The organism is Klebsiella huaxiensis (assembly GCF_003261575.2).
Lineage (GTDB): Bacteria > Pseudomonadota > Gammaproteobacteria > Enterobacterales > Enterobacteriaceae > Klebsiella > Klebsiella huaxiensis.
Map to the genome: position 1 here is coordinate 4,620,867 of NZ_CP036175.1, position 24,319 is coordinate 4,645,185.

The following is a 24,319-nucleotide window of genomic DNA, read 5'->3' on the forward strand; positions in this document are numbered from 1 at the left end:
CGACGACGCAAATGCCATTCTCAGGCGCAAGCCGCTCGCAAGCATTGTGCCGCCCTCTTTCAAACAAGTATAGCGGCACCCTTGCGCCAGGGGCATCAATTACGATGAGTCAAAATGGAGTCGACGAGGCCGTATTCCACTGCTTCCGAGGCAGAAAGGAAGCGGTCACGCTCGGTGTCGCGCTCGATCTGCTCAAGGGATTGACCCGTATGGTGCGCCATCAGTTCATTCATGCGCCCTTTCACTTTCAGGATTTCACGGGCGTGGATTTCAATATCCGTCGCCTGGCCCTGATAGCCGCCCAGCGGCTGGTGAATCATCACACGGGAGTTTGGCAGACAGAAACGTTTATCTTTCGCCCCGGCAGTCAGCAGGAACGCGCCCATTGAACAAGCCTGCCCCATACAGATGGTGCTGACGTCAGGCTTAATAAACTGCATGGTGTCGTAGATAGACATTCCGGCGGTGATCACCCCACCCGGCGAGTTAATGTACAGGTAGATATCTTTTTCCGGGTTTTCCGCTTCCAGAAACAGCATCTGCGCCACGATCAAGTTAGCCATGTGGTCTTCTACCTGGCCGGTCATAAAAATGACGCGCTCCTTGAGCAGACGGGAGTAAATATCAAATGAACGTTCGCCGCGTGAGGTCTGTTCAATGACCATCGGCACCAGGGCCATATGGGGTGCAAAGTTATCTCGTTCGCCACTGTATGACATTTCCGTCTCCTGGATTAATTTGAAAAAAACCGCTGCACTGATTGTAACCTTATGGACGGATTATCAGCCAGAATTTCTGCCTCAGGCAGAAGTGCATATATGCATACTTTATGACAAAGCATGATCATGCCGGTGCAGTTACGTCTCTCGGTTATGGGGATGGCGTCGCCATAATTCAAGCATAACAACCTTTTGGCGTAACGCTATCACTGAAATCGGCTTTTCGCACTCTTCCTAAGGCTATCATTGCAATAAAAAACCCGCCGCCTTTCGGCAACGGGTTTTTGCTCAAACCTTAAACCTTGGGGCGAAATTACGCCTGCTGGTTCATCAGTTCGCTGAAGGAAGTGGCCGTTTCAGACACTTTAGCTTTCGCCAGCACGGCTTCAACTGCCTGCTCTTCCAGCGCGACGTTGCGCATGTTGTCCATCAGCTCTTTGTTTTTGCTGTAGAACTCAACAACTTCTTTCGGATCTTCGTAAGCAGAAGCCATCTCTTCAATCAGGCCTTTTACGCGATCTTCGTCAGCTTTCAGCTCGTGGGTACGAATCACTTCGCCCAGCAGCAGACCAACAACAACGCGGCGTTTAGCCTGTTCTTCGAACAGTTCACGCGGCAGTTCCAGAGCCTGTTGCTCGTTACCACCAAAGCGCTGAGCAGCCTGGCGACGCAGAACGTCGATTTCGCTGTCGATCAGTGCAGACGGTACATCGATATCGTTAGCTTTTACCAGACCTTCGATAGCCTGAGACTTAACGCGGTTACGTACTGCGCCTTTCAGCTCGCGCTCCATGTTTTTACGCACTTCAGCGCGCAGACCGGCTACAGAACCATCTTCAACGCCGAAACGCTTGATGAATTCTTCAGTCAGTTCCGGCAGTTCACGTTCTTCAACTTTCTTCAGGTTGATAACGAATTTAGCCGCTTTACCTTTCAGGTTTTCTGCGTGGTACTCTTCCGGGAAGGTCACGTCGATAGTGAACTCTTCGCCCGCTTTGTGACCTTTGATACCGTCTTCAAAGCCTGGGATCATACGACCCTGGCCCATCGCCAGTACGAAGTCAGACGCTTTACCGCCTTCAAACTCTTCGCCGTCAACGGAACCGGTGAAGTCAACGGTGACGCGATCTTCTGCATCAACAGCGCCGTCTTTATCTTTCCAGTTAGCCTGCTGTTTACGCAGGGTATCCAGCATGGTATCAACGTCAGCGTCAGTGACTTCAACAACCGGTTTTTCAACTTCGATTGCTTCCAGACCCTGCAGTTCAACTTCCGGATAGACTTCGAACTCTACTGCGTAGGTGAAATCTTCACCCAGCTTGTATTCGCCCGGAACGTAGTTCGGTGCGCCAGCCGGATTAATCTTCTCTTTGATGATCGCGTCAACGAAGTTGCGGCTCATCAGGTCACCCAGCACGTCCTGGCGAACAGAAGCGCCATAACGCTGAGCAACAACATTCATCGGCACTTTGCCTTTACGGAAGCCGTCAATGCGAACTTTTTTCGCTACGTTGACCAGCTCACTTTTGACAGCATTCTCGATGCTGTCAGCGGCGATAGTAATCGTTACACGGCGCCCAAGGCCCTGAGTGGTTTCAACTGAAACTTGCATCTTGTTACCTCAAAAAAATCACAGTGCTCGGTCAACTCTGGAAGCGCGTGTAGGTTGCTTCGCAGAACCGGGATGCCCTCTTCAAATCAGAAACACATTCCCTGTCGTCAGAATCATCCCGAAGACATTCATAATAAAAGACGCGGCATTATAGCGGCATCACTTTTGTGAGTCGAGAACGGTTGTCGCCCACTGTTGCGGCATTTTTCACATTTCCCGAGCAAATCTGCCTGTAAAAACGCTCAAGCTGAATGTTTTCCAGGCAAAACAAAACGGCCCGTAGGCCGTTTTCTGATAAATCTTCACGCAACATACTGGAAAAGCTCCAGCGGTTGCAAATGCGATTTCTACGCGATACTTCCAGCTCCGCGACAAGGAGGAGAAGCGAAGATGGTATCCTGCAGTCCTTCCCACTCTTTAATCGTATAGGTATGTAGCGCCAGAGCATGCACGGTGCTTGAGAGTTCCTCTGTCAACGTCCCATAAATCATGCGATGACGATTGAGAAAACGCTCGCCAAGGAAGCGATCGCTCACCAACACCACTTTAAAATGACTTTCAGAGCCCGCAGGAACGTTGTGGCGATAACTTTCATCCACGACTTCAAGATACACCGGGTCGAACGCTGCTCTAAGTTTTGCTTCGATCTGTTCACGTATCATCATGAATTTTCTCCTCCGACAACGCTGTATTGCCGCCATTCCCTTTAAATGTTAGCCGCTTTTACCGCTTCCATTAGGGGAAAACAACAAAAAATTAGCATTCCTCCGATATTTTCATTCAAAAGTATCGGGTTTACTCACTCAGTCCGTCAGAACTACCGCCAAAATCATGATAATAAATGAGGCAAGAACAGAAAACGCACAAGACGATGAATTTACATGCGTTGCTACTTCCCCTTGCCGTTGGCGATGTTATGATGACGGGAATTTCCTCAATTACCACTCCACCACGCGTTGAGACCCTGAACATGTTTAAGAAAATTCTTTTTCCTTTGGTCGCGCTGTTTATGCTGGCCGGATGCGCCACTCCGCCGACCACCATTGATGTTTCACCAAAAATCACCCTGCCGCAGCAGGATCCAAGTCTGATGGGCGTGACCGTCAGTATCAACGGCGCCGATCAGCGTCCGGACCAGGCGCTGGCAAAAGTCACTCGCGACAACCAGCAGGTCACGCTGACGGCCTCCCGCGACCTGCGTTTCTTACTGCAGGAAGTGCTGGAAAAACAGATGACCTCTCGCGGCTATATGATTGGTCCGAACGGCGCTGTTGACCTGCAAATTATCGTTAACAAATTGTACGCTGACGTCTCCCAGGGCAATGTGCGTTACAACATCGCAACTAAAGCTGATATTGCGATCATCGCGACCGCTGCAAACGGCAATAAAATGAACAAAAACTATCGCGCCAGCTACACCGTTGAAGGCGCATTCCAGGCTTCCAACCAGAATATCGCCAACGCGGTCAATAGCGTCCTGACCGATACCATTGCCGATATGGCGCAGGACACCAGCATTCACGATTTCATCAAACAAAACGCTCGTTAATTAATCGCAGACCCGGCCTCGCGCCGGGTCTGCGCTATATACCTTATGTCCAATCATTACTTACGCATTTTCACGCAGCCTAAATCGGCCATTTTGCTGATCCTTGGCTTTGCCTCTGGGTTACCCCTCGCCCTCACATCCGGTACGCTGCAAGCTTGGATGACCGTTGAGAATATCGATCTAAAAACGATTGGTTTTTTCTCCCTCGTCGGTCAGGCCTACGTCTTTAAGTTTCTTTGGTCGCCTTTGATGGACCGCTACACGCCGCCTTTTCTTGGTCGTCGTCGCGGCTGGCTGTTAGCGACCCAGTTCCTGTTACTTATCGCTATTGCGGCAATGGGATTCCTTGAGCCTTCTACGCAATTACGCTGGATGGCGGCGCTGGCGGTGGTTATCGCCTTTTGTTCCGCGTCTCAGGATATCGTCTTCGATGCGTGGAAAACGGATGTTCTTGCAGCAGAAGAGCGCGGTACCGGCGCGGCAATCAGCGTGCTGGGCTATCGTTTAGGTATGCTGGTTTCCGGCGGATTAGCGCTATGGCTGGCCGACCGCTGGCTAGGATGGCAGGGAATGTACTGGCTGATGGCCGCGCTGCTGATCCCCTGCATCATCGCCACCCTGTTAGCCCCGGAACCCAGCGACGTTATCCCGGTACCGAAAACGCTGGAACAGGCCGTTGCCGCACCGTTACGCGATTTCTTCGGTCGCAACAACGCCTGGCTAATCCTGCTGCTGATCGTCCTTTATAAGCTTGGCGACGCTTTTGCCATGAGCCTGACTACCACATTTCTGATTCGCGGTGTCGGTTTTGATGCAGGCGAAGTGGGTATGGTCAATAAAACGCTGGGCCTGTTCGCCACTATTGTTGGCGCACTATATGGTGGAGTATTAATGCAGCGCCTGACGCTGTTCCGCGCGCTGTTCATTTTTGGTCTCTTGCAGGGAGTGTCCAACGCTGGTTACTGGCTGCTGTCGATTACCGATAAACACCTTTTCTCGATGGCGACGGCGGTGTTTTTCGAAAACCTGTGCGGTGGGATGGGTACGGCGGCATTCGTCGCGCTGCTGATGACGCTCTGCAATAAATCCTTCTCAGCCACGCAATTTGCGCTGCTCTCCGCACTTTCCGCCGTCGGGCGCGTGTACGTCGGCCCTATTGCGGGTTGGTTTGTTGAAGCGCACGGCTGGCCTACGTTCTATCTCTTCTCTGTGGTTGCCGCTGTGCCGGGGATTTTGCTGCTGCTGGTCTGCCGACGGACGCTGGAACATACTCAGCGATCGGAGAGCTTTATGCCACGCACGCACTTTCCGCAGACTTATTCGCTGGCATTAATGATTCTGGCGGTAGGGTGTTTGATGCTGTCGATATGGCTGCTTTTACTGGTGCTAAATGCGCTGGATTACACTAACTTTTCCTTCCTTGCTGGCCTGCTGGAGATCGCCGTGCTGACAGCCGGTGGCGGTATTTTGCTCGGTGCTTTCCTTGATTATCTGGCGTTACGCAAAACTGAGCTGATTTAAATCATCCTGGAAGCGTTAGGGGACGTTGTAATTACGAAACGTAATTATAACGTCTTATTAACGATTTTATATTCATCATACTTCATTTGTTGTTTTGTGCGTTTTAGATTTCTGGAAATTATTGACAACTTTCATTCTATTTTATAAAAAATTTAACCGATTCAGCTCGAGTGATTTATTTTCCCGCTTTTATCACGTCTTTTATTTGATGCGTAATTGTTAATTATTTGTTTTATTTTACGCATGGTTATACTCATTACCTTATAAGTCACTCCATTCTTATCTCTTTCGCTATCAATCCCGCATAAATCAAGCTTTGCAAGCTATTACGTCACACTTCGTAACATATGTGACAAACCAAGCAGAAGCCGCTAACACGGAACAGACACAGATCCAATGATGTTTACAGTAATGCAACCTTCCCGTAAAATGCCCGTACACTTTAAGCGCCACCAGATTCCGTGGAATTGAGGTCGTTCAATGAGACTTAGGAAATACAATAAAAGTTTGGGATGGATGTCATTAATCGCAGGTACTGTATTACTCAGTGGTTGTGATTCTGCGCTCCTCGACCCAAAAGGACAGATTGGACTGGAGCAACGCTCTCTGATTCTGACGGCCTTTGGCCTGATGATGATTGTCGTTATTCCAGCCGTCTTGATGGCAGTAGGATTTGCCTGGAAGTATCGTGCGAGCAATAAAGATGCGAAGTATAGCCCGAACTGGTCACACTCCAACAAAGTTGAAGCTGTGGTCTGGACGGTTCCTATTCTGATCATCCTGTTCCTGGCCGTTCTGACCTGGAAAACAACTCACGCATTAGAGCCAAGCAAACCGCTTGCTCACGATGAAAAACCAATCGTTATCGAAGTCGTTTCGATGGACTGGAAATGGTTCTTCATCTATCCGGAACAAGGTATTGCTACCGTCAACGAAATCGCCTTCCCGGCGAACGTACCGGTACACTTCAAAGTGACCTCCAATTCCGTGATGAACTCGTTCTTTATCCCACGTTTAGGTAGCCAGATTTACGCCATGGCCGGGATGCAGACTCAGCTGCACCTCATCGCGAATGAACCTGGTACTTACGACGGTATCTCCGCCAGCTATAGCGGCCCGGGCTTCTCAGGAATGAAGTTCAAAGCTATCGCCACGCCGGATCGCGCAACCTTCGATCAGTGGGTAGCGAAAGCCAAACAGTCTGCGAATGCCATGGATTCTATGGATACATTCGACAAACTGGCTGCGCCTAGCGAATACAACAAAGTGGAATACTTCTCTGACGTGAAACCTGATTTGTTTAAAGATGTTGTTAACAAATTTATGTCTCACGGTAAGAGCATGGATATGTCCCAACCAGAAGGCGAGCACGCAGCGCATGAAGGAATGGAAGGCATGGACATGAGCCACGCGGAAACCGCTCACTAAGGGGCCGAGGAAGAAAACGATGTTCGGAAAACTTACACTGGATGCAGTGCCCTACCATGAACCCATTATTGTGGTTACGGTGGCTGCAATTATCATTGGGGGACTGGCGCTTCTGGCTGCCATCACTTACTTCGGTAAGTGGTCCTACCTTTGGAACGAGTGGCTGACTTCGGTTGACCACAAACGTCTCGGTATCATGTACGTTATCGTAGCAATCGTCATGTTGCTGCGTGGCTTTGCTGACGCCGTTATGATGCGTAGCCAGCAGGTGCTGGCCTCGGCCGGGGAAGCAGGCTTCCTGCCGCCTCACCACTACGATCAGATCTTTACCGCCCACGGCGTTATCATGATCTTCTTCGTAGCGATGCCGTTTGTTATCGGTCTGATGAACCTGGTGGTTCCGCTGCAGCTCGGCGCGCGTGACGTTGCCTTCCCATTCCTTAATAACCTGAGCTTCTGGTTCACCGTTGTGGGCGTGATTCTGGTTAACCTCTCTCTGGGCGTCGGTGAATTCGCGCAGACTGGTTGGCTGGCCTATCCGCCGCTATCGGGAATCGAGTACAGTCCGGGAGTCGGGGTCGATTACTGGATCTGGGCGCTTCAGCTCTCCGGTATTGGTACAACGTTAACCGGTATTAACTTCTTCGTGACGATTATCAAGATGCGTGCCCCTGGCATGACGATGTTCAAGATGCCGGTATTTAGCTGGGCATCTCTGTGCGCCAACATCCTGATTATCGCCTCCTTCCCAATTCTGACCGTCACCGTCGCGCTGCTGACCCTGGACCGCTACCTGGGCACCCATTTCTTTACCAACGATATGGGTGGCAACATGATGATGTACATCAACCTGATTTGGGCCTGGGGCCACCCGGAAGTGTACATTCTGGTTCTGCCAGTATTCGGCGTCTTCTCCGAAATCGCGGCAACCTTCTCGCGTAAGCGTCTGTTTGGCTACACCTCACTGGTATGGGCAACAGTGTGTATTACCGTTCTGTCGTTCATCGTTTGGCTGCACCACTTCTTTACTATGGGTGCGGGCGCGAACGTAAACGCCTTCTTCGGTATTACCACCATGATTATCGCCATCCCGACCGGGGTTAAGATCTTCAACTGGCTGTTTACCATGTACCAGGGCCGTATCGTCTTCAACTCTGCAATGCTGTGGACGATTGGCTTTATCGTGACCTTCTCTGTAGGTGGTATGACCGGCGTTCTGCTGGCGGTACCGGGCGCAGACTTCGTACTGCACAACAGCCTGTTCCTGATCGCGCACTTCCATAACGTCATCATCGGCGGCGTAGTGTTCGGTTGCTTCGCAGGTCTGACCTACTGGTGGCCGAAAGCCTTTGGCTTCACCCTGAACGAAACCTGGGGCAAACGCGCTTTCTGGTTCTGGATCATCGGCTTCTTCGTTGCATTTATGCCGCTGTACGTGCTGGGCTTTATGGGTATGACCCGTCGCCTGAGCCAGCAGATTGACCCGCAGTTCCACCCGATGCTGGTTGTTGCAGCCTGTGGTGCGGCGCTGATTGCCTGCGGTATTCTTTGCCAGCTGATTCAGTTCTATGTGTCCATCCGCGATCGCGAACAGAACCGCGACCTGACCGGTGACCCATGGGGCGGCCGTACTCTGGAGTGGGCAACCTCTTCTCCACCTCCGTTCTACAACTTCGCTATCGTCCCTAACGTTCACGAGCGTGACGCGTTCTGGGAAATGAAAGAAAAAGGCGAAGCGTATAAGAAACCGGCTGGCTATGAAGAGATTCATATGCCGAAAAACAGCGGCGCGGGCATCGTTATTGCTGCTTTCGCAACGGTGTTTGGTTTCGCAATGATCTGGCATATCTGGTGGATGGCGATTGCAAGCTTCGTCGGTATCCTGGTGACCTGGATTATTAAGAGCTTTGACGAGGACGTGGATTACTACGTGCCGGTTGCAGTAGTCGAAAAACTGGAAAATCAGCATTTCGATGAGATTAACAAAGCAGGGCTGAAAAATGGCAACTGATACTCTTGCGCACAACGCCCACGCGCACGAACACGGGCACCATGATACAGGACCGATGAAGGTATTTGGTTTCTGGATCTACCTGATGAGCGACTGCATTATCTTCGCCACTCTGTTCGCGACCTATGCCGTTCTGGTGAACGGCACGGCGGGCGGTCCGACGGGTAAAGATATTTTTGAACTGCCGTTCGTTCTGGTTGAAACCGCGTTGCTGCTGTTCAGCTCCATCACCTACGGCATGGCGGCTATCGCCATGTACAAAAACAACAAGAGCCAGGTGGTTTCCTGGCTGGCGCTGACCTTCCTCTTCGGGGCAGGGTTCATCGCGATGGAACTCTATGAATTCCATCATCTGATTGTTGAGGGTATGGGTCCGGATCGCAGCGGCTTCCTGTCAGCGTTCTTTGCGCTGGTCGGCACCCACGGTCTGCACGTGACTTCCGGTCTGATCTGGATGGCGGTGCTGATGGTACAGGTTTCACGTCGCGGCCTGACCAGCACTAACCGTACCCGTATCATGTGCCTGAGCCTGTTCTGGCACTTCCTGGACGTAGTGTGGATCTGCGTGTTCTCTGTAGTCTATCTGATGGGGGCAATGTAATGAGTCATTCTAGCGATCATAACGGCGCTTCTCACGGCAGCGTAAAGAGCTACATGACAGGTTTTATCCTGTCGATCATTCTGACGGTTATTCCGTTTGCAATGGTGATGAGTGGCTCCGCATCGCATGCGGTTATTCTGGGAACCATCCTGATTACTGCAGTTGTGCAGATTGTGGTACATCTCGTGTACTTCCTGCACATGAACAGTAAGTCGGACGAAGGTTGGAACCTGACCGCATTTATCTTCACCGTAATCATCATTGCTATCGTAGTTGTCGGCTCCATCTGGATTATGTGGAACCTGAACTACAACATGATGATGCACTAAGAGCGGCGAGTATGTTTAAGCAATACCTGCAAGTAACGAAACCAGGCATCATTTTTGGCAACCTGATCTCCGTGATCGGCGGTTTCCTGCTGGCCTCCAAAGGCCACATCGACTATCCGCTGTTCATCTGGACGCTCCTTGGCGTCTCCCTGGTGGTCGCCTCGGGTTGTGTTTTCAACAACTATATCGATCGTGACATCGACAGAAAGATGGAACGGACGAAAAACCGGGTGCTGGTCAAAGGGCTGATCTCGCCAAAAACGTCGCTGGTATACGCCACCCTGCTGGGTATTGCTGGCTTCATGCTCCTGTGGTTTGGCGCTAACCCACTGGCCTGCTGGCTGGGAGTGATGGGGTTTGTCGTTTATGTCGGCGTTTACAGCCTGTACATGAAGCGCCACTCCGTCTACGGTACGCTGATTGGCTCTCTCTCCGGCGCTGCGCCGCCGGTGATTGGCTACTGCGCGGTGACCGGTGACTTTGACAGCGGCGCCGCCATTCTGCTGGCAATTTTCAGCCTGTGGCAGATGCCTCACTCTTACGCCATCGCGATTTTCCGCTTCAAGGATTATCAGGCAGCGAATATTCCGGTTCTGCCGGTAGTGAAAGGCATTTCAGTGGCTAAAAACCATATCACCGTTTATATCATCGCCTTCGCCGTCGCGACGTTGATGCTCTCGCTGGGCGGCTACGCTGGATATAAATATCTGGTTGTCGCTGCGGCAGTGAGCGTCTGGTGGCTTGGGATGGCGCTGCGCGGTTATAAAGTGGTGGATGATAAAGTCTGGGCGCGCAAGCTGTTCGTCTTTTCCATCGTTGCCATTACCGCGCTGTCGGTGATGATGTCCGTTGACTTCATGGTGCCAGATTCACATAACCTGCTGACGATGGTCAGATAAGACCACATTCAGTAACCGCTCAACAGCCTCCGCTCGCAAGACCGGGGGCTGTTTTTTTATCAGCCAATGCCCCCCCTCCCCCACTCGAATTCACTTCAGGTAAAAAATCATCGCCATCATTTCATATTCAGTAAAGCCGCCATTATCCTTTCGATGATCATGTTCATTTAAAAATGATAAAGAAATCAGCATTCACGCTGGGACACTATCTGGTTTGCCTTTATTTAACGGTGTTAGCCTCTTTCTCTGAGCAAACCGCTCATCTCTAACAATCCGTTTAGTAAGGGAATAAAAATGAAAGAGTTAACATTCAATGAAATGGAATACGTTTCAGGTGGTTTTAATCTGCTGAACGCTGCTACTGGCTTTACAAATTTTGTCGTCAATTCCGGGCTTGGCTTCGGATCTTTTGTCGCCACCTCAGGAGTCGCCTTTGCCAGCTTCGTGATTGACAGCGCACTGGAGTTTGGCAAATTCGTTATAGGTCAGGCAAACTGGAATAGCGTTGTCACCACCGGCCAGGCGAACTGGAATGGTTTTGTTAACACTGCGGCCAGCGGCTGGTCAACCTTCGTCAACAACGCGGGAGCGGACTGGAACGGCTTTATCAACGGCGCTAAAGCCTAATACATCGGGCAGGTGCTGAACCTGCCCAACTCTCCTCGCTGAAATTACCCCACCAGCATCGCCTGCGCGCTATAGAGCAAATCGAGATGGTCACGGCACAGCGCCTCAAGGGAAGTACGCGACAGATGGCTGGTTAAGCTCAGTGCTCCCCAGTAAGTCCCCTCCCTGTCAGACAACGGTACCGCCAGCACCAGCATGCCTATTTCAAACTCCTGCTCAATAGAGGCATATCCCTGATGACGAACCTGGGCGATTCTCTCCATCAGCGCCGTTACGTCCGTCACCGTATACGGCGTTCGCTGCTCGCGCCTAATCCGCTGCAATACGGCTTCGCATTCGGCTTCCGGCAACGAAGCCAGCCACAGCCGCCCTCCGGCAGTACAGTAAATCGGCACCCTTTCCCCCAACCGCACGGAGGTCGAATTAAACGGCGTATGCTTGCTGCGCGCGATATACACCAGTTCATCATCATCAATCACGCCGACCGAGGCATGTTCTTCGGTTCGACTGGCAATGTACTCAACAATTGGCCGCACCATGCGCGGGAACTGGGCGGAATCAACATACGCCTGCCCCAGACGTAACGCTTTGGGCGTCAGCCAGTAATAGCGTCCGTCAGTCTGCAAATAGCGATCGTGCAGCAGCGTGAGGAAAAAGCGTCGCGTAGCGCTTTGCGTCAGTCCGCTCATTTTCGCCGCCTGCGGTACCGTAAGTCGCGGAAACTCTTTTGAGAATAGTTGGATCAGCGCCAACCCTTTTTGCAGGCCGACGATCAGATCGCGGGAATGTATTTCGTTTTGCATAGTTGTTCACACTTTCGCAACAATACAATCAGTTTAGCGCGATTATCGCAGTGATGGTGCGATTAACAACCAATATGGCCGAATTCTGCGTTGCCGCTCTCAGCTTCCACTGAAATACTTTCACAACATTCATTTAACAAAATGAGGTTTGAAATGGTCAGTGGATTCACGCAGGTTGTCGCCGTTATCGGCCATCCGATTACCCAGGTTAAATCGCCGGAGAACTTTAACCGCTACTTCGCTGACCAGCAGATGGACAGCGTCATGATCCCGGTCGATATCGCCCCCGAAGCCGTAGCTGATTACCTGAAAACGCTGCGCGGATGGCACAACATGAGCGGCGTGCTGGTCACCGTCCCGCATAAACAGCGTGCCGCCACGCTGGTGGATGAGCTAACGCCGCGTGCACGTCACCTCAATGTCGTGAATGTGATCCGTAAGCTGGCGGATGGCCGCTTGCAGGGTGATATGCTCGATGGCGTCGGCTTTCAACTCGCCGCTCAGGCACATGGATTCAATGCCGCGGGTAAAAGCGCGCTTCTCTCCGGCTGCGGGGGCGTCGGCAGCGCAATTGCGTGGGGACTCTGCGAAGCAGGCATCAGCCAGCTGGCGCTTTATGACCAGAATCCGGCAACCCTTCAGTTATTACACAATCGTTTGGCAACCCATTTTCCACAGGTTCATCTCACCGAGCTGCCCGCAACGCTCGCGGACCTTGATTTAGTGGTCAACGGCTCCCCGGCGGGAATGGCCGGTTTTGATCGCTTACCGCTACCGCAGGCGCTATTGGAAACGCTCCTGTCATCTACTCACGTCGCGGACGTAGTAACCGCACCAGTTATCACTCCACTCCTTGCTTTCGCCCAGGATCGCGGCTGCACGATCCAGACCGGGCCAGAAATGGCGCTGGCGCAGATGAAGCTGATGGGAGAGTTCATTGGCGCTATTCCGCAGGAACAAGGAGCGGCGGCATGAAAAGCTGGGATGTCATTGTCATCGGCAGCGGTGCCGCTGGCTTTGCCGCCGCGGTAACTGCCTGCTGTAAGGGGCTGTCGGTATTGATGCTGGAAAAAGCCCCACAGTTTGGCGGCACCTCGGCGATTTCCGGCGGTGCTGTATGGATCCACGATAGCGATCAGGCACGGGAACCGGCAAAAAACGGACCTTCACAGGAGATTAAAACCTACCTGCACACCATTATCGGTGAACAAAACTATCGCCAGGATCTGGTCGACGCCTTTGTCACTTCCGGTCGCGAGGCGCTGGCGTTTCTGGAAAAAGAGGGAGCAGTGAAATATAGCCTGCGCCCGCTCTCGCCGGATTACTACCCGGATGAGCCCGGTGCCGTTGATGTAGGCCGCGCGCTGGAAGTGGTGGAGTATGACGGGCGGGAGCTGGGAGAGCATTTTCGCGACCTACGCGCACCGCCGCCGGGTATGTTGCTGTTTGGCGGGATGATGGTTAACCGCGTCGATATCCAGCACTTTCTTGATATGCGTCGTTCCCTGCGTTCACTGTCGCATTGTAGCAAGCTGCTGCTGCGCTACGGTCGCGACCGCCTGAAGCATCATCGCGGTACTCGACTGGCAATGGGCAATGCACTGATCGCCCGCATGGCGACGCTCGCCTTTCGCAAAGGCATGGTCCTCAAGCTCAACGCCAACGTGCTTTCGCTCACCGAACACAGCGGTGAAGTGACCGGCGTCGAGATTGAGCATGATGGTCAGAAGCAAACTCTGGAAGCCCGCTGCGGCGTAGTGCTGGCTGCCGGAGGGTTTGCCGCAGGTGAGCTGGCCGAGCAATATCGTCCCAAAACCCGCGAGCACTACACCATGTCGCCCGCCGCCAACGACGGTGCCGCGTTTCGCCTGGCGGCAACAGTCCTCGCCCGCGAAGGCGCGGACTTATCCTCCAACTTTTTCTGGGCCCCGGTATCGGTTTTACGTCGTCCTGATGGTACTGAAGAGCGCTTTCCCCATCTCGTAACCGACCGGGCTAAGCCCGGCGTTATCGCCGTCAACCAACATGCGGTGCGCTTCGTCAATGAATCAAACTCCTATCACCACTTTGCCAGCGCCATGCAAAGCCGGGCAGAAAATGCCCCCTGCTTTCTGATTTGCGATGCCCAGGCCATGAAGCGTTACGGCCTCGGCCTGGCGCGACCGGCCCCGGTCAATAACGACGCGCTGGTCAAAACCGGCTATCTCCACAAGGCCAATACTCTGGCAGAACTGGCGCATGAACTCGGGCTGGACCCGCAAACGCTCGATGAAACGGTAGCCCGCTATAACCATGATGCCACCTCAGGACTTGACCCGGAGTTTGCCAAAGGCGGTAACAGCTATAACCGCGCGATGGGCGATCCGGGCCACCAGCCAAACGCCTGTAACGCCCCTCTGACTAACGCACCGTTTTATGCCGTCACCCTCTATACCGGTGACCTCGGTACTTCACGCGGGCTGGTCACCACCGCCGATGCCCAGGTCATTAATCAACAGGGGCAACCCATTAAAGGACTCTACGCCGTGGGTAACGATATGGATTCGATGATGGCCGGAACCTACCCCGGCCCCGGAATTACCCTCGGCCCGGCGCTGACCTTCGGCTATCTCTCAGCCAGCCATATGGCGCAACAACACGCACTGTCAACAGGAGAAAACCATGATCTATGAAAAACGTACCTACACCATCAACCCGCTGAAAATGGCTGACTGGCTGGCGTTGTATAAAAGCGATGCTTACGCCGTTCAGACCGAACATCTCGGCAAACTTATCGGCTTCTTCTTTACCGAAATTGGCGTGGTCAATCAGGTGGTACATATCTGGGCCTACGAGAGCCTCGACGATCGTCTGGTGCGCCGCACGCGGATGGCACAAGACGAACGCTGGCTCACTTTCTCGCGCAAGAACCGCGAGCTTGCTGCCGTCGAACGCCTGGAGTCGGTTCTCTTGCGCCCTACTGATTTTTCACCACTGCAATAAGGAGATATTCATGAGCGGGCAGATGAACGTAGATGTTCTGGTGGTCGGCTCCGGCGCGGCGGGGCTGTCTGCCGCCGTCACCGCCGCGCTCGGCGGTGCCAGCGTGTTAGTTGCGGAAAAAGAGTCGGTGATTGGCGGCACCAGCGCGTGGTCCGGCGGATGGCTGTGGATCCCGCACAATCCGCTGGCGCGCGAGGAAGGCATTGAAGAAGATCCCGATGAGCCGCTCACCTATCTCCGGCATGAGATGGATGGGCAACCTGCCGACGCTCGCCTGCTCACTTTCTTAAAGTACGGCCCGGAGATGATTGACTTCTTCCGACGTCACACGGTGGTGCAGTTTCTATCCGGCAGCAAAATGCCCGACTTTCATAACTCGCCGGGCTATGCACACGGCGGCCGATCGGTTACCGCGCAGCCTTTTGACGGGCGCTTACTCGGTGACTGGCTGCACCGCCTGCGTCCGCCGTTGGAAACCATTAGCCTCGCGGGCATGGGCATCGCTGGCGGCACGGACATGGCGCATTTTTTTAACGCCACCCGCTCGCCGCGCTCGGCGATATACGCAACCCGCCGCCTGTTACGCCACGGCTGGCAGCGGCTGCGCGCCGGGCGCGGGCAACATCTGGTTAACGGCAATGCACTGGTTGCTCGCCTGCTGCGTTCTGCGTTGGATACCGGGGTTAATTTTCAGCTTAACGCGCCGGTAGAACGACTGCTCACTTCTGACAAAGGCATAGAGGGTGCGGTATTGCGCAGCGACAGCGGTGAGATAGAGGTTCGCGCCGGGGCGGTGATCCTCGCATGCGGCGGTTTTCCTCACGACAGGCAGCGTCTGGCGCAAAATGTGCCCCACGCCGCCAGCGGCTACGGTCATTTCTCCGCTGCACCGCCGGGTAATCAGGGTGATGGCATTCGACTCGGCGAATCAGCTGGAGGCCAGTTTGATGGCTCACTCAGGCACGCCATGGCCTGGGCACCGGTTTCGCGTGTCACACTCGCCAGCGGTCTGCAACTGGTATTCCCGCATCTGGTTGAACGAGCCAAGCCAGGCTTTATCGCCGTTCTGCCCAACGGCAAACGCTTCGCCAACGAGGCTAACTCCTATCACGATTTTATTGCCGCTCTGCTGGATGCGACTCCACCGGGCGAAGCGCCGCAGGCATGGCTGATAGCAGACAGTCGTGCGCTGCACCGCTATGGGTTAGGCCACGCGCGCCCCTTCCCCTTTTCACCGACAGCTTGGTTACGAACCGGTTACCTGCAATGCGGCAAAACGCTGGGGGCACTGGCACAACAGTGTGCAATCGATTCTCGGCAATTAACGGAAACAGTAGCCCGCTTTAACGGCTTTACCAGCAAAGGAGAAGACGAGGATTTTCAGCGCGGCGCGTCGGCATACAACCGCGCGCAGGGTGATGCCAGCCATTCCGGCCATCCGACCCTCGGCGAACTGCGCCATGCGCCTTTTTATGCCGTACGTATTCTTCCCGGTTCTCTGGGCTCCTTCAGCGGACTGCAAACTGATGAAAACGCACAGGTACTGAATGCTCAACAGCAGCCGATTCCTGGCCTTTACGCCATCGGCAACGATATGTCGAGCGTGATGCAGGGATTCTATCCCAGCGGTGGTATCACGCTCGGACCGGCCATGACCTTTGGCTATCTGGTCGGTAAAAAACTGGCAGTAAACATAACAAAAACAATGCAATAAAAGACATCTTACCAGGGACGGCAATACACATAACAACAACCACCTGCAACTGTACTGGAGTCCTTTATGAACATGCGAACCCTGTCACTCGCCGCGCTTACCCTACTCGACGTCCCGCCACCGGAACAGGTGCGAATCGCGGCACAAACCGGATTCACCCACGTCGGCCTGCGCCTGCTTCCCGCTACGCCCTCCGACCCGGAGTACGACATGCTCGGTAATACCCCTGCCGTGCGCGACACTCTGTCGGCGCTGATGGAAACCGGCATTCGCGTCTCGGACGTCGAAATTGTTCGCCTGACGCCAGATTTTTCACTCAATGCCCGTCTGCAATTATTCCTCGATACCGCCGCACGCCTGGGTGCCAGGCAGGTACTGGTTGCCGGAAATGATGAAAATCAGGCGCGCAGCGCAGACAACCTGGCCAGACTCGCCGAAGCTGGCCAGGAGTATGGTTTAACCATGAATCTGGAGCCTATGCCCTGGACCCATTTGCGCACCATCGCCCAGGCCCAGTCATTGATCAACGCCAGCGGTCGCTCGAATATCGGCATTCTGATCGATGCTATCCACTTCTGGCGAGCGGGCGAGTCGCTCTCAACGCTCGCCACGCTACCGCAAAATTGCCTCAACTATATGCAGCTTTGCGATGCCTCGCCGCAGGTGCCCGTTGATGAACAAGAGCTGATTTACCAGGCCCGTGCAGCACGTAAAGTTCCCGGCGAAGGCGGGCTCGACCTGCGAGGTCTGATGGCGGCGCTTCCAGACACGCTGCCGGTCTCCCTGGAGGTTCCCTTAAGCGGTGACCAGGGTGCGCTGCCTGCGCTCACTCGTGCCCAACTGCTGTTCAATGCCGCGCAGTCTTATCTGCGCCCTTGCGCATAAGGAGAATTCCATGACACAGACTCAACGCCTGGACGTCAGGGAGTTAATTAACACCAATCCGCTCAGCCGCTTCCAAAAGCTGGTGGTGTTTTTAGGCTTCTGCGTGATTGCTCTGGACGGTTTTGATATTGCCATTATGGGGTTTATCGCCCCGACGCTAAAACAGGAGTGGGGAGTGAGCAATCACGAACTCGGCTTTGTGATTAGCGCCGCGCTGATCGGCCTGGCGCTGGGCGCCATCTTCTCCGGCCCACTTGCCGACTGGCTGGGGCGGAAAAAAATCATCATCAATAGCGTCTTTTTCTTCGGTTTCTGGACCATTGCCACCGCCTTTTCACAAAACATTGAGCAGATGATGTTCTTTCGTTTTATGACCGGACTGGGATTAGGTGCCGCAATGCCGAATATCGGCACCCTGGTGTCGGAATACGCGCCAGAGCGCCAGCGTTCATTCCTTATCACCGTGATTTTTTGTGGCTTCACTTTCGGCGCGGCGGCAGGCGGTTTCTCCGCATCATGGCTGATCCCACAGTTTGGCTGGCACTCGCTGATGATGCTCGGCGGCATTCTGCCGGTGCTATTCGCTCCGGTACTTATTTGGCTGTTACCTGAATCAGTGCGCTTTCTGGTGGTTAAGCGCGCTCCGGCCGAACGTATTCGGACTGTTTTGCAGCGCCTCTACCCCGGGCAAATCGCCGATGATGCCCAGTTTACCTTCCCGACACAGCCCGTGGATGGTAACGCGATGCGTATCGTGCTCTCCCGCCAGTACCGATTCGGATCGCTGATGCTGTGGCTGGTCTACTTTATGGGGCTGTTTCTGGTCTATCTCCTCGGTAGCTGGTTGCCGACGCTGGTCAAAGAGGTCGGTCTGACGGTCAGCCAGGCGGCAGTGATGACGGCGATGTATCAGGCGGGCGGAACCATTGGTTCGCTGTTTGCAGGCTGGCTGATGGACCGGATCAACCCGCATCGGGCGCTCGGGCTGATTTACGCGGTCGGCGGACTGTTCACAATGGCAATGGGCTATGCGGCGGCAAGCTTTGCGCTCATCTGCCTGCTGGCGTTTATCAGCGGAGCCTGCCTGAACGGCGCGAATACCGGTATGAACGCGCTCTCCGCCCGCTATTATCCGACTGAAGCACGAGCCACCGGCTCCAGTTGGATGCACGGCGTTGGCCGTATGGGCGCGATCCTTAGCGCCTTTGCCGGGGCTGAAATGCTGGCGCTGGATCTCAGTTTCGAGAGCGTATTTTTAATTCTGGGGATCCCCGCCGCGATTACTGTGGTCGGACTCACTGCCAAAGGCATTTTTGCCGCCGACTCGACGACAAAATCCACCACATCCGCAACGGCTATCAGGAGCACGCAATAAAACGTTAAGTTCAGGCAGGCACGGCCTGGCATCGTGCTTGCCTCATCAATTAAAGAAAAATAAATTTCATTTATTTATTAAATGAAAAAATAATCCCACTAGAATTATCGATTCACCTCTCAATTTCCCGCTTAAAAAGCACCAAATCAATACAATCAACAAATAAATAACTCATCAAAAACCTGATTAATAACCATATCAATCAACTTAGTTTAATGATTGCGAATGTAAAATCACTGACGCAATATTTTCATTTTTCGATCCCCCTCGCATATACAGAAATTAAATTTCAAATAATCATTGAAATGAAATAAATATTTCCATATGTTCTGGCTGACATTCAGGATAAGGTTGTGCCGGCGGAACTGGCACTGAGGTACTTACTTGCCCCCCGACAAAGGAATAGACCATGAGTGAACAGCAGATCCTTCTCTCCCCCGCAGCGGCGCGCGGCGATAAGCTAACCTGGACCACCCGCATTGCTTACGGCGGCGGCGATACCGCCTGCAATGTCGTTTTCGGCATGATTGGCACTGTATTAACCCTGTTCTATACCGACTATGTAGGAATCAGCATCGCCACCGTCGGTCTGGTGATGCTGATCTCCCGTCTGTTTGACGGCGTTTCCGATGTAATAATGGGACTGATGGTTGAACGCACAAGCTCCCGCTGGGGTAAATCACGCCCCTGGCTGCTGTGGATGAGCGTTCCCTATGCCGTTTCTGCGATCCTGTTATTTACCGTTCCGCAAACCACTAGCACGCTACAGTTTCTTTATTTGCTGGTGGCTTATAACTTCTGTACCACCGTGTGCTACACCGCTATCAACCTTCCCTACGGCAGCCTTTCCGCCATGATGACCCGCTCATCCTGGGAACGCGATATGCTGAGTATCACCCGCATGTCGATGTCGCCATTTGGCCGTATTCTCGCCGTGGCCTGCACGTTGCCGCTGGTGAAATACTTCGGCGACGATCAGGCTGCATGGATCAAAACCATGTCCATTTGGGCTTTTCTGGCCCTGCTGCTGTTGCTGTTTTGCTTCTACAAATGCGAAGAGAAAGTGGTTATCAAAGCGCGCGAAAAGCAGGGTAACGTGCCGGTAAAAACCCAGCTTTCTGCACTCTTCAGGAACCAGTACTTCTGGGCCAGCGCAATTCTGTGGACCGCCCAGAGCGTTTATTACACCGTGGTTGGTATCGCTCTGCCTTACTACTGCCGCTACGTGCTTGGCGACGACACTTTCTACAGCTCTATTTTCGTTGCCGAAACCGCCTGTATCATCATTTTCACCTTCCTCAGCTCCGTTCCCATCCGCAAATACGGTAAGCGCAACGTTGCATTGTGCGGCATTGTGCTGGCGACCATTGGTCAGGTGCTGTTCATGTTCAATTCCAACGACTACCACTGGGCGCTGGCAAACGCGATTATTCGCGGAATCGGCTTCGCCCCGCTGAATGCCGTGCTGTTCGGCTTCTGCGGCGATGCCGTCGAATTCGGTCAATGGAAAACCCGCGTCAGACAGGAAGGGATGATCTTTTCCGCGGGTTCCGTCGGGACGAAACTCGGCGCGGGTGTTGCCGCTGCGGTTATCTCCGGTCTGTTGAGTATGGCGGGCTACGTCAGCTCAAGTAGCGGTTCCGGCGTTCAGCCGCAAAGCGCTATCGACATGATTAACAACGTTTACCTCTACGGCTCTTTCTTCCTGTGGATCCTGGTCATTATTACGCTGCTTTTTTACCGGCTGGATAAGCAGTACCCGCAGATTATGCAGGAGCTGAAAGAACGCGAAGCCCGTGGAGAAATGTAAAACCGCAAAACCACACCCGCGCTCGTCGAGCGTGGGTATACAGAAGAACATCTGAAATCCGTAGTATCTATATAAAGGAGAGCACTATCATGTTAAACGGCATGAAACCCTTATCTCGCTCCCTGCGCTGGGGAATGGTCGGCGGCGGCGGTACCAGCCAAATTGGCTATAGCCACCGCTGCGCGGCGCTACGCGACAATGTCTTTACCCTGCTGGCCGGTGCGCTTGATATAGATGCCGAACGCGGGCGTCAATTTGGTGAGCAGCTCGGAATCGCTCCTGAGCGTTGCTACGCCGATTATCAAACATTGTTTGCAGAAGAGGCTAAACGCCCTGACGGTATTGAGGCCGTTTCGGTGACCACGCCGAATAATACCCACTTCGCCATCACCAAAGCGGCGCTGGAAGCCGGGCTGCACGTTGTCTGTGAAAAACCGCTGTGCTTTACCGCCGATGAAGCCCGCGAACTGCTGGCGCTGAGTAAAAAGCAGAATAAAATCATCGGCGTGACCTACGGCTATGCCGGGCACCAGATGATCCAGCAGGCTCGTCAGATGATCGCCGAGGGGATGCTCGGCGAGATCCGCATTATTAATATGCAGTTTGCCCACGGTTTTCATAATGAAGCCGTCGAACTGCAGGCTGAATCTACCCGCTGGCGCGTGACGCCAAAATATGCGGGGCCAAGCTATGTGCTGGGGGATTTGGCAACCCACCCGCTGTTTATTGCGGAAACAATGGTACCAAATCTCAACATCACCCGGCTGATGTGCTCCCGCCAGAGCTTTGTCAAATCCCGCGCCCCGCTGGAAGATAACGCCTTTGTACTGATGGAATATAACAATGGTGCAGTCGGTTCTCTGTGGACCAGCGCAGTCAACAGCGGCGCAATGCACTCACAGAAAGTGCGCGTTATCGGGGAAAAAGCCAGTATCGAATGGTGGGATGAGCGCCCGAATCAGCTCAGCTATGAGGTACAGGGCGAACCGGCACGCGTTCTTGAGCGCGGGATGCCCTATCTGAGTCAGCAAGCGCTGGCGGACGATCGTATCGGCGGAGGCCATCCGGAAGGATTGTTCGAGGCCTGGGCTAACCTCTACCGCCGCTACGCTATCGCCATGGACGCAATGGATCGCGGCGATCGTGAGTTCCTGGAGACCTTCTGGTATCCGAACGTTGAAGCCGGACTCCACGGTGTCTACTGGGTTGAACAGTGCGTTAAATCCGCCGATGCAGGCGGCCAGTGGGTTGACTTCAACTGCCAATAATCTCTGAGCGCCAGTGGAGGCTCCTCCACTGGTTTCTTTCTCTCTACCCTACCCACCTCATCATGCAACACTGCCGTAATATCTGTTAAACAAACATTTATTTACGCTTTAGGTTCCCCCCACTACACTAGTCGCAGTTTTTATATTGAGGTGGTAATGAACGATAACAAAATGACGCCAGGCGAGCTGCGCGCGACCTGGGGTTTGGGGACCGTATTCTCTCTGCGCATGCTTGGCATGTTTATGGTCCTCCCGGTTCTGACTACCTATGGCATGGCGTTACAGGGCGCAAGTGAAGCACTCATCGGTCTGGCTATTGGTATCTATGGGCTGGCTCAAGCGATATTTCAGGTGCCTTTCGGCCTGCTTTCAGACCGAATTGGTCGTAAACCGCTGATCGTCGGCGGCCTGTTAATCTTCGTTATCGGCAGCGTTATCGCCGCCCTTTCCGACTCTATCTGGGGCATTATTCTTGGTCGCGCGCTCCAGGGCTCCGGAGCGATTGCCGCGGCGGTGATGGCGCTGCTTTCTGATTTGACCCGCGAGCAGAACCGTACCAAAGCCATGGCTTTTATTGGCGTCAGCTTCGGCGTCACCTTTGCTATCGCCATGGTGCTCGGGCCCATTGTTACTCATCAGCTTGGCCTGCATGCCCTGTTCTGGATGATTGCCGTCCTGGCGACACTCGGTATTTTGCTCACGCTGTGGGTGGTGCCTAACAGCCACAATCACGTGCTGAATCGTGAGTCCGGAATGGTAAAAGGCTGCTTTAGCAAAGTGCTTGCTGAGCCAAAACTGCTGAAGCTTAATTTCGGCATTATGTGCCTGCACATCATGCTGATGTCCACCTTCGTCGCCCTCCCAGGCCAGTTGGAGGCCGCCGGTTTCCCTGCCGCTGAGCACTGGAAAATCTATCTGGTCACCATGCTGGTCTCATTTGTCGCCGTGGTACCGTTTATTATCTACGCCGAAGTGAAGCGCAAAATGAAGCGCGTATTCATGCTGTGTGTGGCTATTCTGCTGATAGCTGAAATTGTCCTTTGGGGAGCCGGGGGATACTTTTGGGAGTTGGTGGCCGGCGTTCAACTGTTCTTCCTTGCGTTTAACTTGCTGGAAGCGCTACTGCCCTCGTTAATCAGTAAAGAATCTCCTGCCGGATATAAAGGCACCGCAATGGGAATCTACTCTACTAGCCAATTCCTCGGCGTGGCAATTGGCGGGGCGCTCGGCGGTTGGGTGGATGGCTTCTTTGACTCGCAAACTGTATTCCTGCTCGGAGCATTGCTGTCTATGCTGTGGTTATTGGTAGCCAGTACAATGAGTGAACCGCCATATGTCAGCAGTCTACGGGTAGAAATTCCAGACGATGTTGTGGCTGATGCAATGTTGCAGGCGCGCTTGCAAGCTAAAGAAGGTGTAAAAGAGGCTCTGGTGGTCGCAGAAGAGCGTTCGGTGTACATCAAAATCGACAGTAAATTGACTAACCGCTTTGAGGTTGAGCAGGCTATCAAAGGGGCGTAAAAAAGCGGGGTAACCCGCTTCTGGCTGATACTCGTGTTTAGCCGGGCAGCGATTAACGCTTTGCCCGGTCTACAAAACACAGCAATATCAATACATTAATCGCGGAAATTTTTGAACTGGAACGGCTGGCCTAAATCGCCGCCGCGTACCAGCGCCATAACCGCCTGCAGATCGTCACGCGCTTTACCAGTAACGCGAATTTCTTCGCCCTGGATCTGCGCCTGCACCTTCAGCTTGCTGTCTTTGATCATTTTGACGATTTTCTTCTGCATCGAGCTCTCAATGCCCTGCTTCAGCTTCGCATCAACAAACCAGGTTTTACCGCTGTGCACGAACTCATCCGGCACCTCGATAGAACTGCCTTCAATTCCGCGTTTTAGCAGCTTGGCGCGCAGAATATCCAGCAGCTGATTAATCTGGAAATCAGATTCGCTGAGGACCTTGATGGTCTCGTTTTTTTCGTTCAGCTCAAAGCTCGCTTCAACGTTACGAAAATCAAAACGCGACTCAACTTCACGGGTTGCGTTCTCTACGGCGTTTCGAACTTCCTGAAGATCGACTTCAGAGACAATATCGAAAGATGGCATCTTTTCCTCTCCTTCCGTTTCTTTTGCGTTGCATAATACCCACAACGCGACATAACTCAACTTGTTATCCCGAAAGGA

General features: G+C 53.4%; 23 protein-coding genes. 17 read left to right on the plus strand and 6 right to left on the minus strand.

The genetic code is table 11. The annotated features are described in order from the left end of the window. Positions 1-95 precede the first annotated feature (95 nt). The 4 genes from clpP to bolA all read right to left on the minus strand — a co-directional run bounded on the left by clpP (position 96) and on the right by bolA (position 2,996). Complete coding sequence (gene clpP / locus DA718_RS22130; RefSeq protein ID WP_110273743.1) at positions 96-719, minus strand: ATP-dependent Clp endopeptidase proteolytic subunit ClpP; 624 nt, start codon at positions 717-719, stop codon at positions 96-98. 313 nt (positions 720-1,032) lie between these two features. Then, entirely contained in the window at positions 1,033-2,331 is a 1,299-nt protein-coding gene (gene tig / locus DA718_RS22135) for a trigger factor (protein WP_110273744.1), read from the minus strand. 148 nt (positions 2,332-2,479) lie between these two features. Further along, positions 2,480-2,644, minus strand: coding sequence for a hypothetical protein (locus DA718_RS30515; RefSeq protein WP_167492816.1), 165 nt, complete (start codon positions 2,642-2,644; stop codon positions 2,480-2,482). A gap of 34 nt (positions 2,645-2,678) precedes the next feature. Then, a complete protein-coding gene (gene bolA / locus DA718_RS22145) occupies positions 2,679-2,996 on the minus strand; it encodes a transcriptional regulator BolA (RefSeq protein ID WP_110273745.1) in 318 nt (105 codons plus the stop codon). 305 nt (positions 2,997-3,301) lie between these two features. Here bolA and DA718_RS22150 point away from each other — a divergent pair, with 305 nt between their 5' ends. From DA718_RS22150 to DA718_RS22185, 8 genes are all read left to right on the plus strand, one after another. Then, positions 3,302-3,880, plus strand: coding sequence for a lipoprotein (locus tag DA718_RS22150; protein WP_110273918.1), 579 nt, complete (start codon positions 3,302-3,304; stop codon positions 3,878-3,880). 45 nt (positions 3,881-3,925) lie between these two features. Further along, entirely contained in the window at positions 3,926-5,401 is a 1,476-nt protein-coding gene (gene ampG, locus DA718_RS22155) for a muropeptide MFS transporter AmpG (RefSeq protein ID WP_112214141.1), read from the plus strand. Positions 5,402-5,881: 480 nt separating this feature from the next. Beyond that, on the plus strand, positions 5,882-6,829 hold the full coding sequence (gene cyoA, locus DA718_RS22160) for a cytochrome o ubiquinol oxidase subunit II (protein ID WP_112214140.1): 948 nt from the start codon (positions 5,882-5,884) through the stop codon (positions 6,827-6,829). A 19-nt stretch (positions 6,830-6,848) separates the two neighbouring features. Further along, on the plus strand, positions 6,849-8,840 hold the full coding sequence (gene cyoB / locus DA718_RS22165) for a cytochrome o ubiquinol oxidase subunit I (protein ID WP_112214139.1): 1,992 nt from the start codon (positions 6,849-6,851) through the stop codon (positions 8,838-8,840). Further along, positions 8,830-9,441 (plus strand): cytochrome o ubiquinol oxidase subunit III, encoded by a 612-nt coding sequence (locus tag DA718_RS22170; RefSeq protein WP_004099525.1) that lies wholly within the window; start codon positions 8,830-8,832, stop codon positions 9,439-9,441. The genes cyoB and DA718_RS22170 overlap by 11 nt, the downstream gene beginning before the upstream one ends. After that, positions 9,441-9,770 (plus strand): cytochrome o ubiquinol oxidase subunit IV, encoded by a 330-nt coding sequence (locus DA718_RS22175; RefSeq protein ID WP_110273750.1) that lies wholly within the window; start codon positions 9,441-9,443, stop codon positions 9,768-9,770. The genes DA718_RS22170 and DA718_RS22175 overlap by 1 nt, the downstream gene beginning before the upstream one ends. A gap of 11 nt (positions 9,771-9,781) precedes the next feature. Beyond that, entirely contained in the window at positions 9,782-10,669 is an 888-nt protein-coding gene (gene cyoE / locus DA718_RS22180; RefSeq protein WP_110273751.1) for a heme o synthase, read from the plus strand. Between the two features lie 294 nt (positions 10,670-10,963). Continuing rightward, positions 10,964-11,296 carry a hypothetical protein gene (locus DA718_RS22185; protein WP_112214138.1) on the plus strand — a complete coding sequence of 111 codons (333 nt, stop codon included), beginning with the start codon at positions 10,964-10,966 and terminating at the stop codon, positions 11,294-11,296. A gap of 44 nt (positions 11,297-11,340) precedes the next feature. Here DA718_RS22185 and DA718_RS22190 read toward each other — a convergent pair whose 3' ends face one another. Next, a complete protein-coding gene (locus DA718_RS22190; protein WP_112214137.1) occupies positions 11,341-12,099 on the minus strand; it encodes an IclR family transcriptional regulator domain-containing protein in 759 nt (252 codons plus the stop codon). Positions 12,100-12,252: 153 nt separating this feature from the next. On the opposite strand from DA718_RS22190, the gene DA718_RS22195 reads away from it, so the two are divergent. The 9 genes from DA718_RS22195 to DA718_RS22235 all read left to right on the plus strand — a co-directional run bounded on the left by DA718_RS22195 (position 12,253) and on the right by DA718_RS22235 (position 23,654). Then, a complete protein-coding gene (locus tag DA718_RS22195; protein ID WP_112214136.1) occupies positions 12,253-13,074 on the plus strand; it encodes a shikimate dehydrogenase family protein in 822 nt (273 codons plus the stop codon). Then, a complete protein-coding gene (locus DA718_RS22200; RefSeq protein ID WP_112214135.1) occupies positions 13,071-14,771 on the plus strand; it encodes an FAD-dependent oxidoreductase in 1,701 nt (566 codons plus the stop codon). Before DA718_RS22195 ends, DA718_RS22200 begins: the two co-directional genes overlap by 4 nt. After that, a complete protein-coding gene (locus DA718_RS22205; protein ID WP_023329373.1) occupies positions 14,761-15,081 on the plus strand; it encodes an NIPSNAP family protein in 321 nt (106 codons plus the stop codon). The genes DA718_RS22200 and DA718_RS22205 overlap by 11 nt, the downstream gene beginning before the upstream one ends. Before the next feature lie 10 nt (positions 15,082-15,091). Then, positions 15,092-16,795, plus strand: coding sequence for an FAD-dependent oxidoreductase (locus tag DA718_RS22210; RefSeq protein WP_112214134.1), 1,704 nt, complete (start codon positions 15,092-15,094; stop codon positions 16,793-16,795). Between the two features lie 66 nt (positions 16,796-16,861). Next, positions 16,862-17,680 (plus strand): sugar phosphate isomerase/epimerase family protein, encoded by an 819-nt coding sequence (locus tag DA718_RS22215; RefSeq protein ID WP_112214133.1) that lies wholly within the window; start codon positions 16,862-16,864, stop codon positions 17,678-17,680. A 10-nt stretch (positions 17,681-17,690) separates the two neighbouring features. Continuing rightward, on the plus strand, positions 17,691-19,055 hold the full coding sequence (locus DA718_RS22220) for an MFS transporter (RefSeq protein WP_112214132.1): 1,365 nt from the start codon (positions 17,691-17,693) through the stop codon (positions 19,053-19,055). Between the two features lie 409 nt (positions 19,056-19,464). Further along, entirely contained in the window at positions 19,465-20,865 is a 1,401-nt protein-coding gene (locus tag DA718_RS22225; protein WP_112214131.1) for an MFS transporter, read from the plus strand. An 89-nt stretch (positions 20,866-20,954) separates the two neighbouring features. Further along, on the plus strand, positions 20,955-22,133 hold the full coding sequence (locus DA718_RS22230; RefSeq protein WP_112214130.1) for a Gfo/Idh/MocA family protein: 1,179 nt from the start codon (positions 20,955-20,957) through the stop codon (positions 22,131-22,133). Positions 22,134-22,289: 156 nt separating this feature from the next. Further along, positions 22,290-23,654: an MFS transporter gene (locus DA718_RS22235; protein ID WP_112214129.1), complete on the plus strand. Its 1,365-nt coding sequence runs from the start codon at positions 22,290-22,292 to the stop codon at positions 23,652-23,654. 95 nt (positions 23,655-23,749) lie between these two features. Here DA718_RS22235 and DA718_RS22240 read toward each other — a convergent pair whose 3' ends face one another. Beyond that, the gene (locus DA718_RS22240) at positions 23,750-24,241 is read right to left on the minus strand and encodes a YajQ family cyclic di-GMP-binding protein (protein ID WP_112214128.1); all 492 of its coding nucleotides are present in this window, start codon (positions 24,239-24,241) and stop codon (positions 23,750-23,752) included. Positions 24,242-24,319: the final 78 nt, after the last annotated feature.

Coding starts and splice junctions, on each gene's coding strand:
- clpP (WP_110273743.1), bottom strand. CDS start 719: ATGTCATACAGTGGCGAACGAGATAACTTTGCACCCCATATGGCCCTG.
- tig (WP_110273744.1), bottom strand. CDS start 2,331: ATGCAAGTTTCAGTTGAAACCACTCAGGGCCTTGGGCGCCGTGTAACG.
- DA718_RS30515 (WP_167492816.1), bottom strand. CDS start 2,644: ATGTTGCGTGAAGATTTATCAGAAAACGGCCTACGGGCCGTTTTGTTT.
- bolA (WP_110273745.1), bottom strand. CDS start 2,996: ATGATGATACGTGAACAGATCGAAGCAAAACTTAGAGCAGCGTTCGAC.
- DA718_RS22150 (WP_110273918.1), top strand. CDS start 3,302: ATGTTTAAGAAAATTCTTTTTCCTTTGGTCGCGCTGTTTATGCTGGCC.
- ampG (WP_112214141.1), top strand. CDS start 3,926: ATGTCCAATCATTACTTACGCATTTTCACGCAGCCTAAATCGGCCATT.
- cyoA (WP_112214140.1), top strand. CDS start 5,882: ATGAGACTTAGGAAATACAATAAAAGTTTGGGATGGATGTCATTAATC.
- cyoB (WP_112214139.1), top strand. CDS start 6,849: ATGTTCGGAAAACTTACACTGGATGCAGTGCCCTACCATGAACCCATT.
- DA718_RS22170 (WP_004099525.1), top strand. CDS start 8,830: ATGGCAACTGATACTCTTGCGCACAACGCCCACGCGCACGAACACGGG.
- DA718_RS22175 (WP_110273750.1), top strand. CDS start 9,441: ATGAGTCATTCTAGCGATCATAACGGCGCTTCTCACGGCAGCGTAAAG.
- cyoE (WP_110273751.1), top strand. CDS start 9,782: ATGTTTAAGCAATACCTGCAAGTAACGAAACCAGGCATCATTTTTGGC.
- DA718_RS22185 (WP_112214138.1), top strand. CDS start 10,964: ATGAAAGAGTTAACATTCAATGAAATGGAATACGTTTCAGGTGGTTTT.
- DA718_RS22190 (WP_112214137.1), bottom strand. CDS start 12,099: ATGCAAAACGAAATACATTCCCGCGATCTGATCGTCGGCCTGCAAAAA.
- DA718_RS22195 (WP_112214136.1), top strand. CDS start 12,253: ATGGTCAGTGGATTCACGCAGGTTGTCGCCGTTATCGGCCATCCGATT.
- DA718_RS22200 (WP_112214135.1), top strand. CDS start 13,071: ATGAAAAGCTGGGATGTCATTGTCATCGGCAGCGGTGCCGCTGGCTTT.
- DA718_RS22205 (WP_023329373.1), top strand. CDS start 14,761: ATGATCTATGAAAAACGTACCTACACCATCAACCCGCTGAAAATGGCT.
- DA718_RS22210 (WP_112214134.1), top strand. CDS start 15,092: ATGAGCGGGCAGATGAACGTAGATGTTCTGGTGGTCGGCTCCGGCGCG.
- DA718_RS22215 (WP_112214133.1), top strand. CDS start 16,862: ATGAACATGCGAACCCTGTCACTCGCCGCGCTTACCCTACTCGACGTC.
- DA718_RS22220 (WP_112214132.1), top strand. CDS start 17,691: ATGACACAGACTCAACGCCTGGACGTCAGGGAGTTAATTAACACCAAT.
- DA718_RS22225 (WP_112214131.1), top strand. CDS start 19,465: ATGAGTGAACAGCAGATCCTTCTCTCCCCCGCAGCGGCGCGCGGCGAT.
- DA718_RS22230 (WP_112214130.1), top strand. CDS start 20,955: ATGTTAAACGGCATGAAACCCTTATCTCGCTCCCTGCGCTGGGGAATG.
- DA718_RS22235 (WP_112214129.1), top strand. CDS start 22,290: ATGAACGATAACAAAATGACGCCAGGCGAGCTGCGCGCGACCTGGGGT.
- DA718_RS22240 (WP_112214128.1), bottom strand. CDS start 24,241: ATGCCATCTTTCGATATTGTCTCTGAAGTCGATCTTCAGGAAGTTCGA.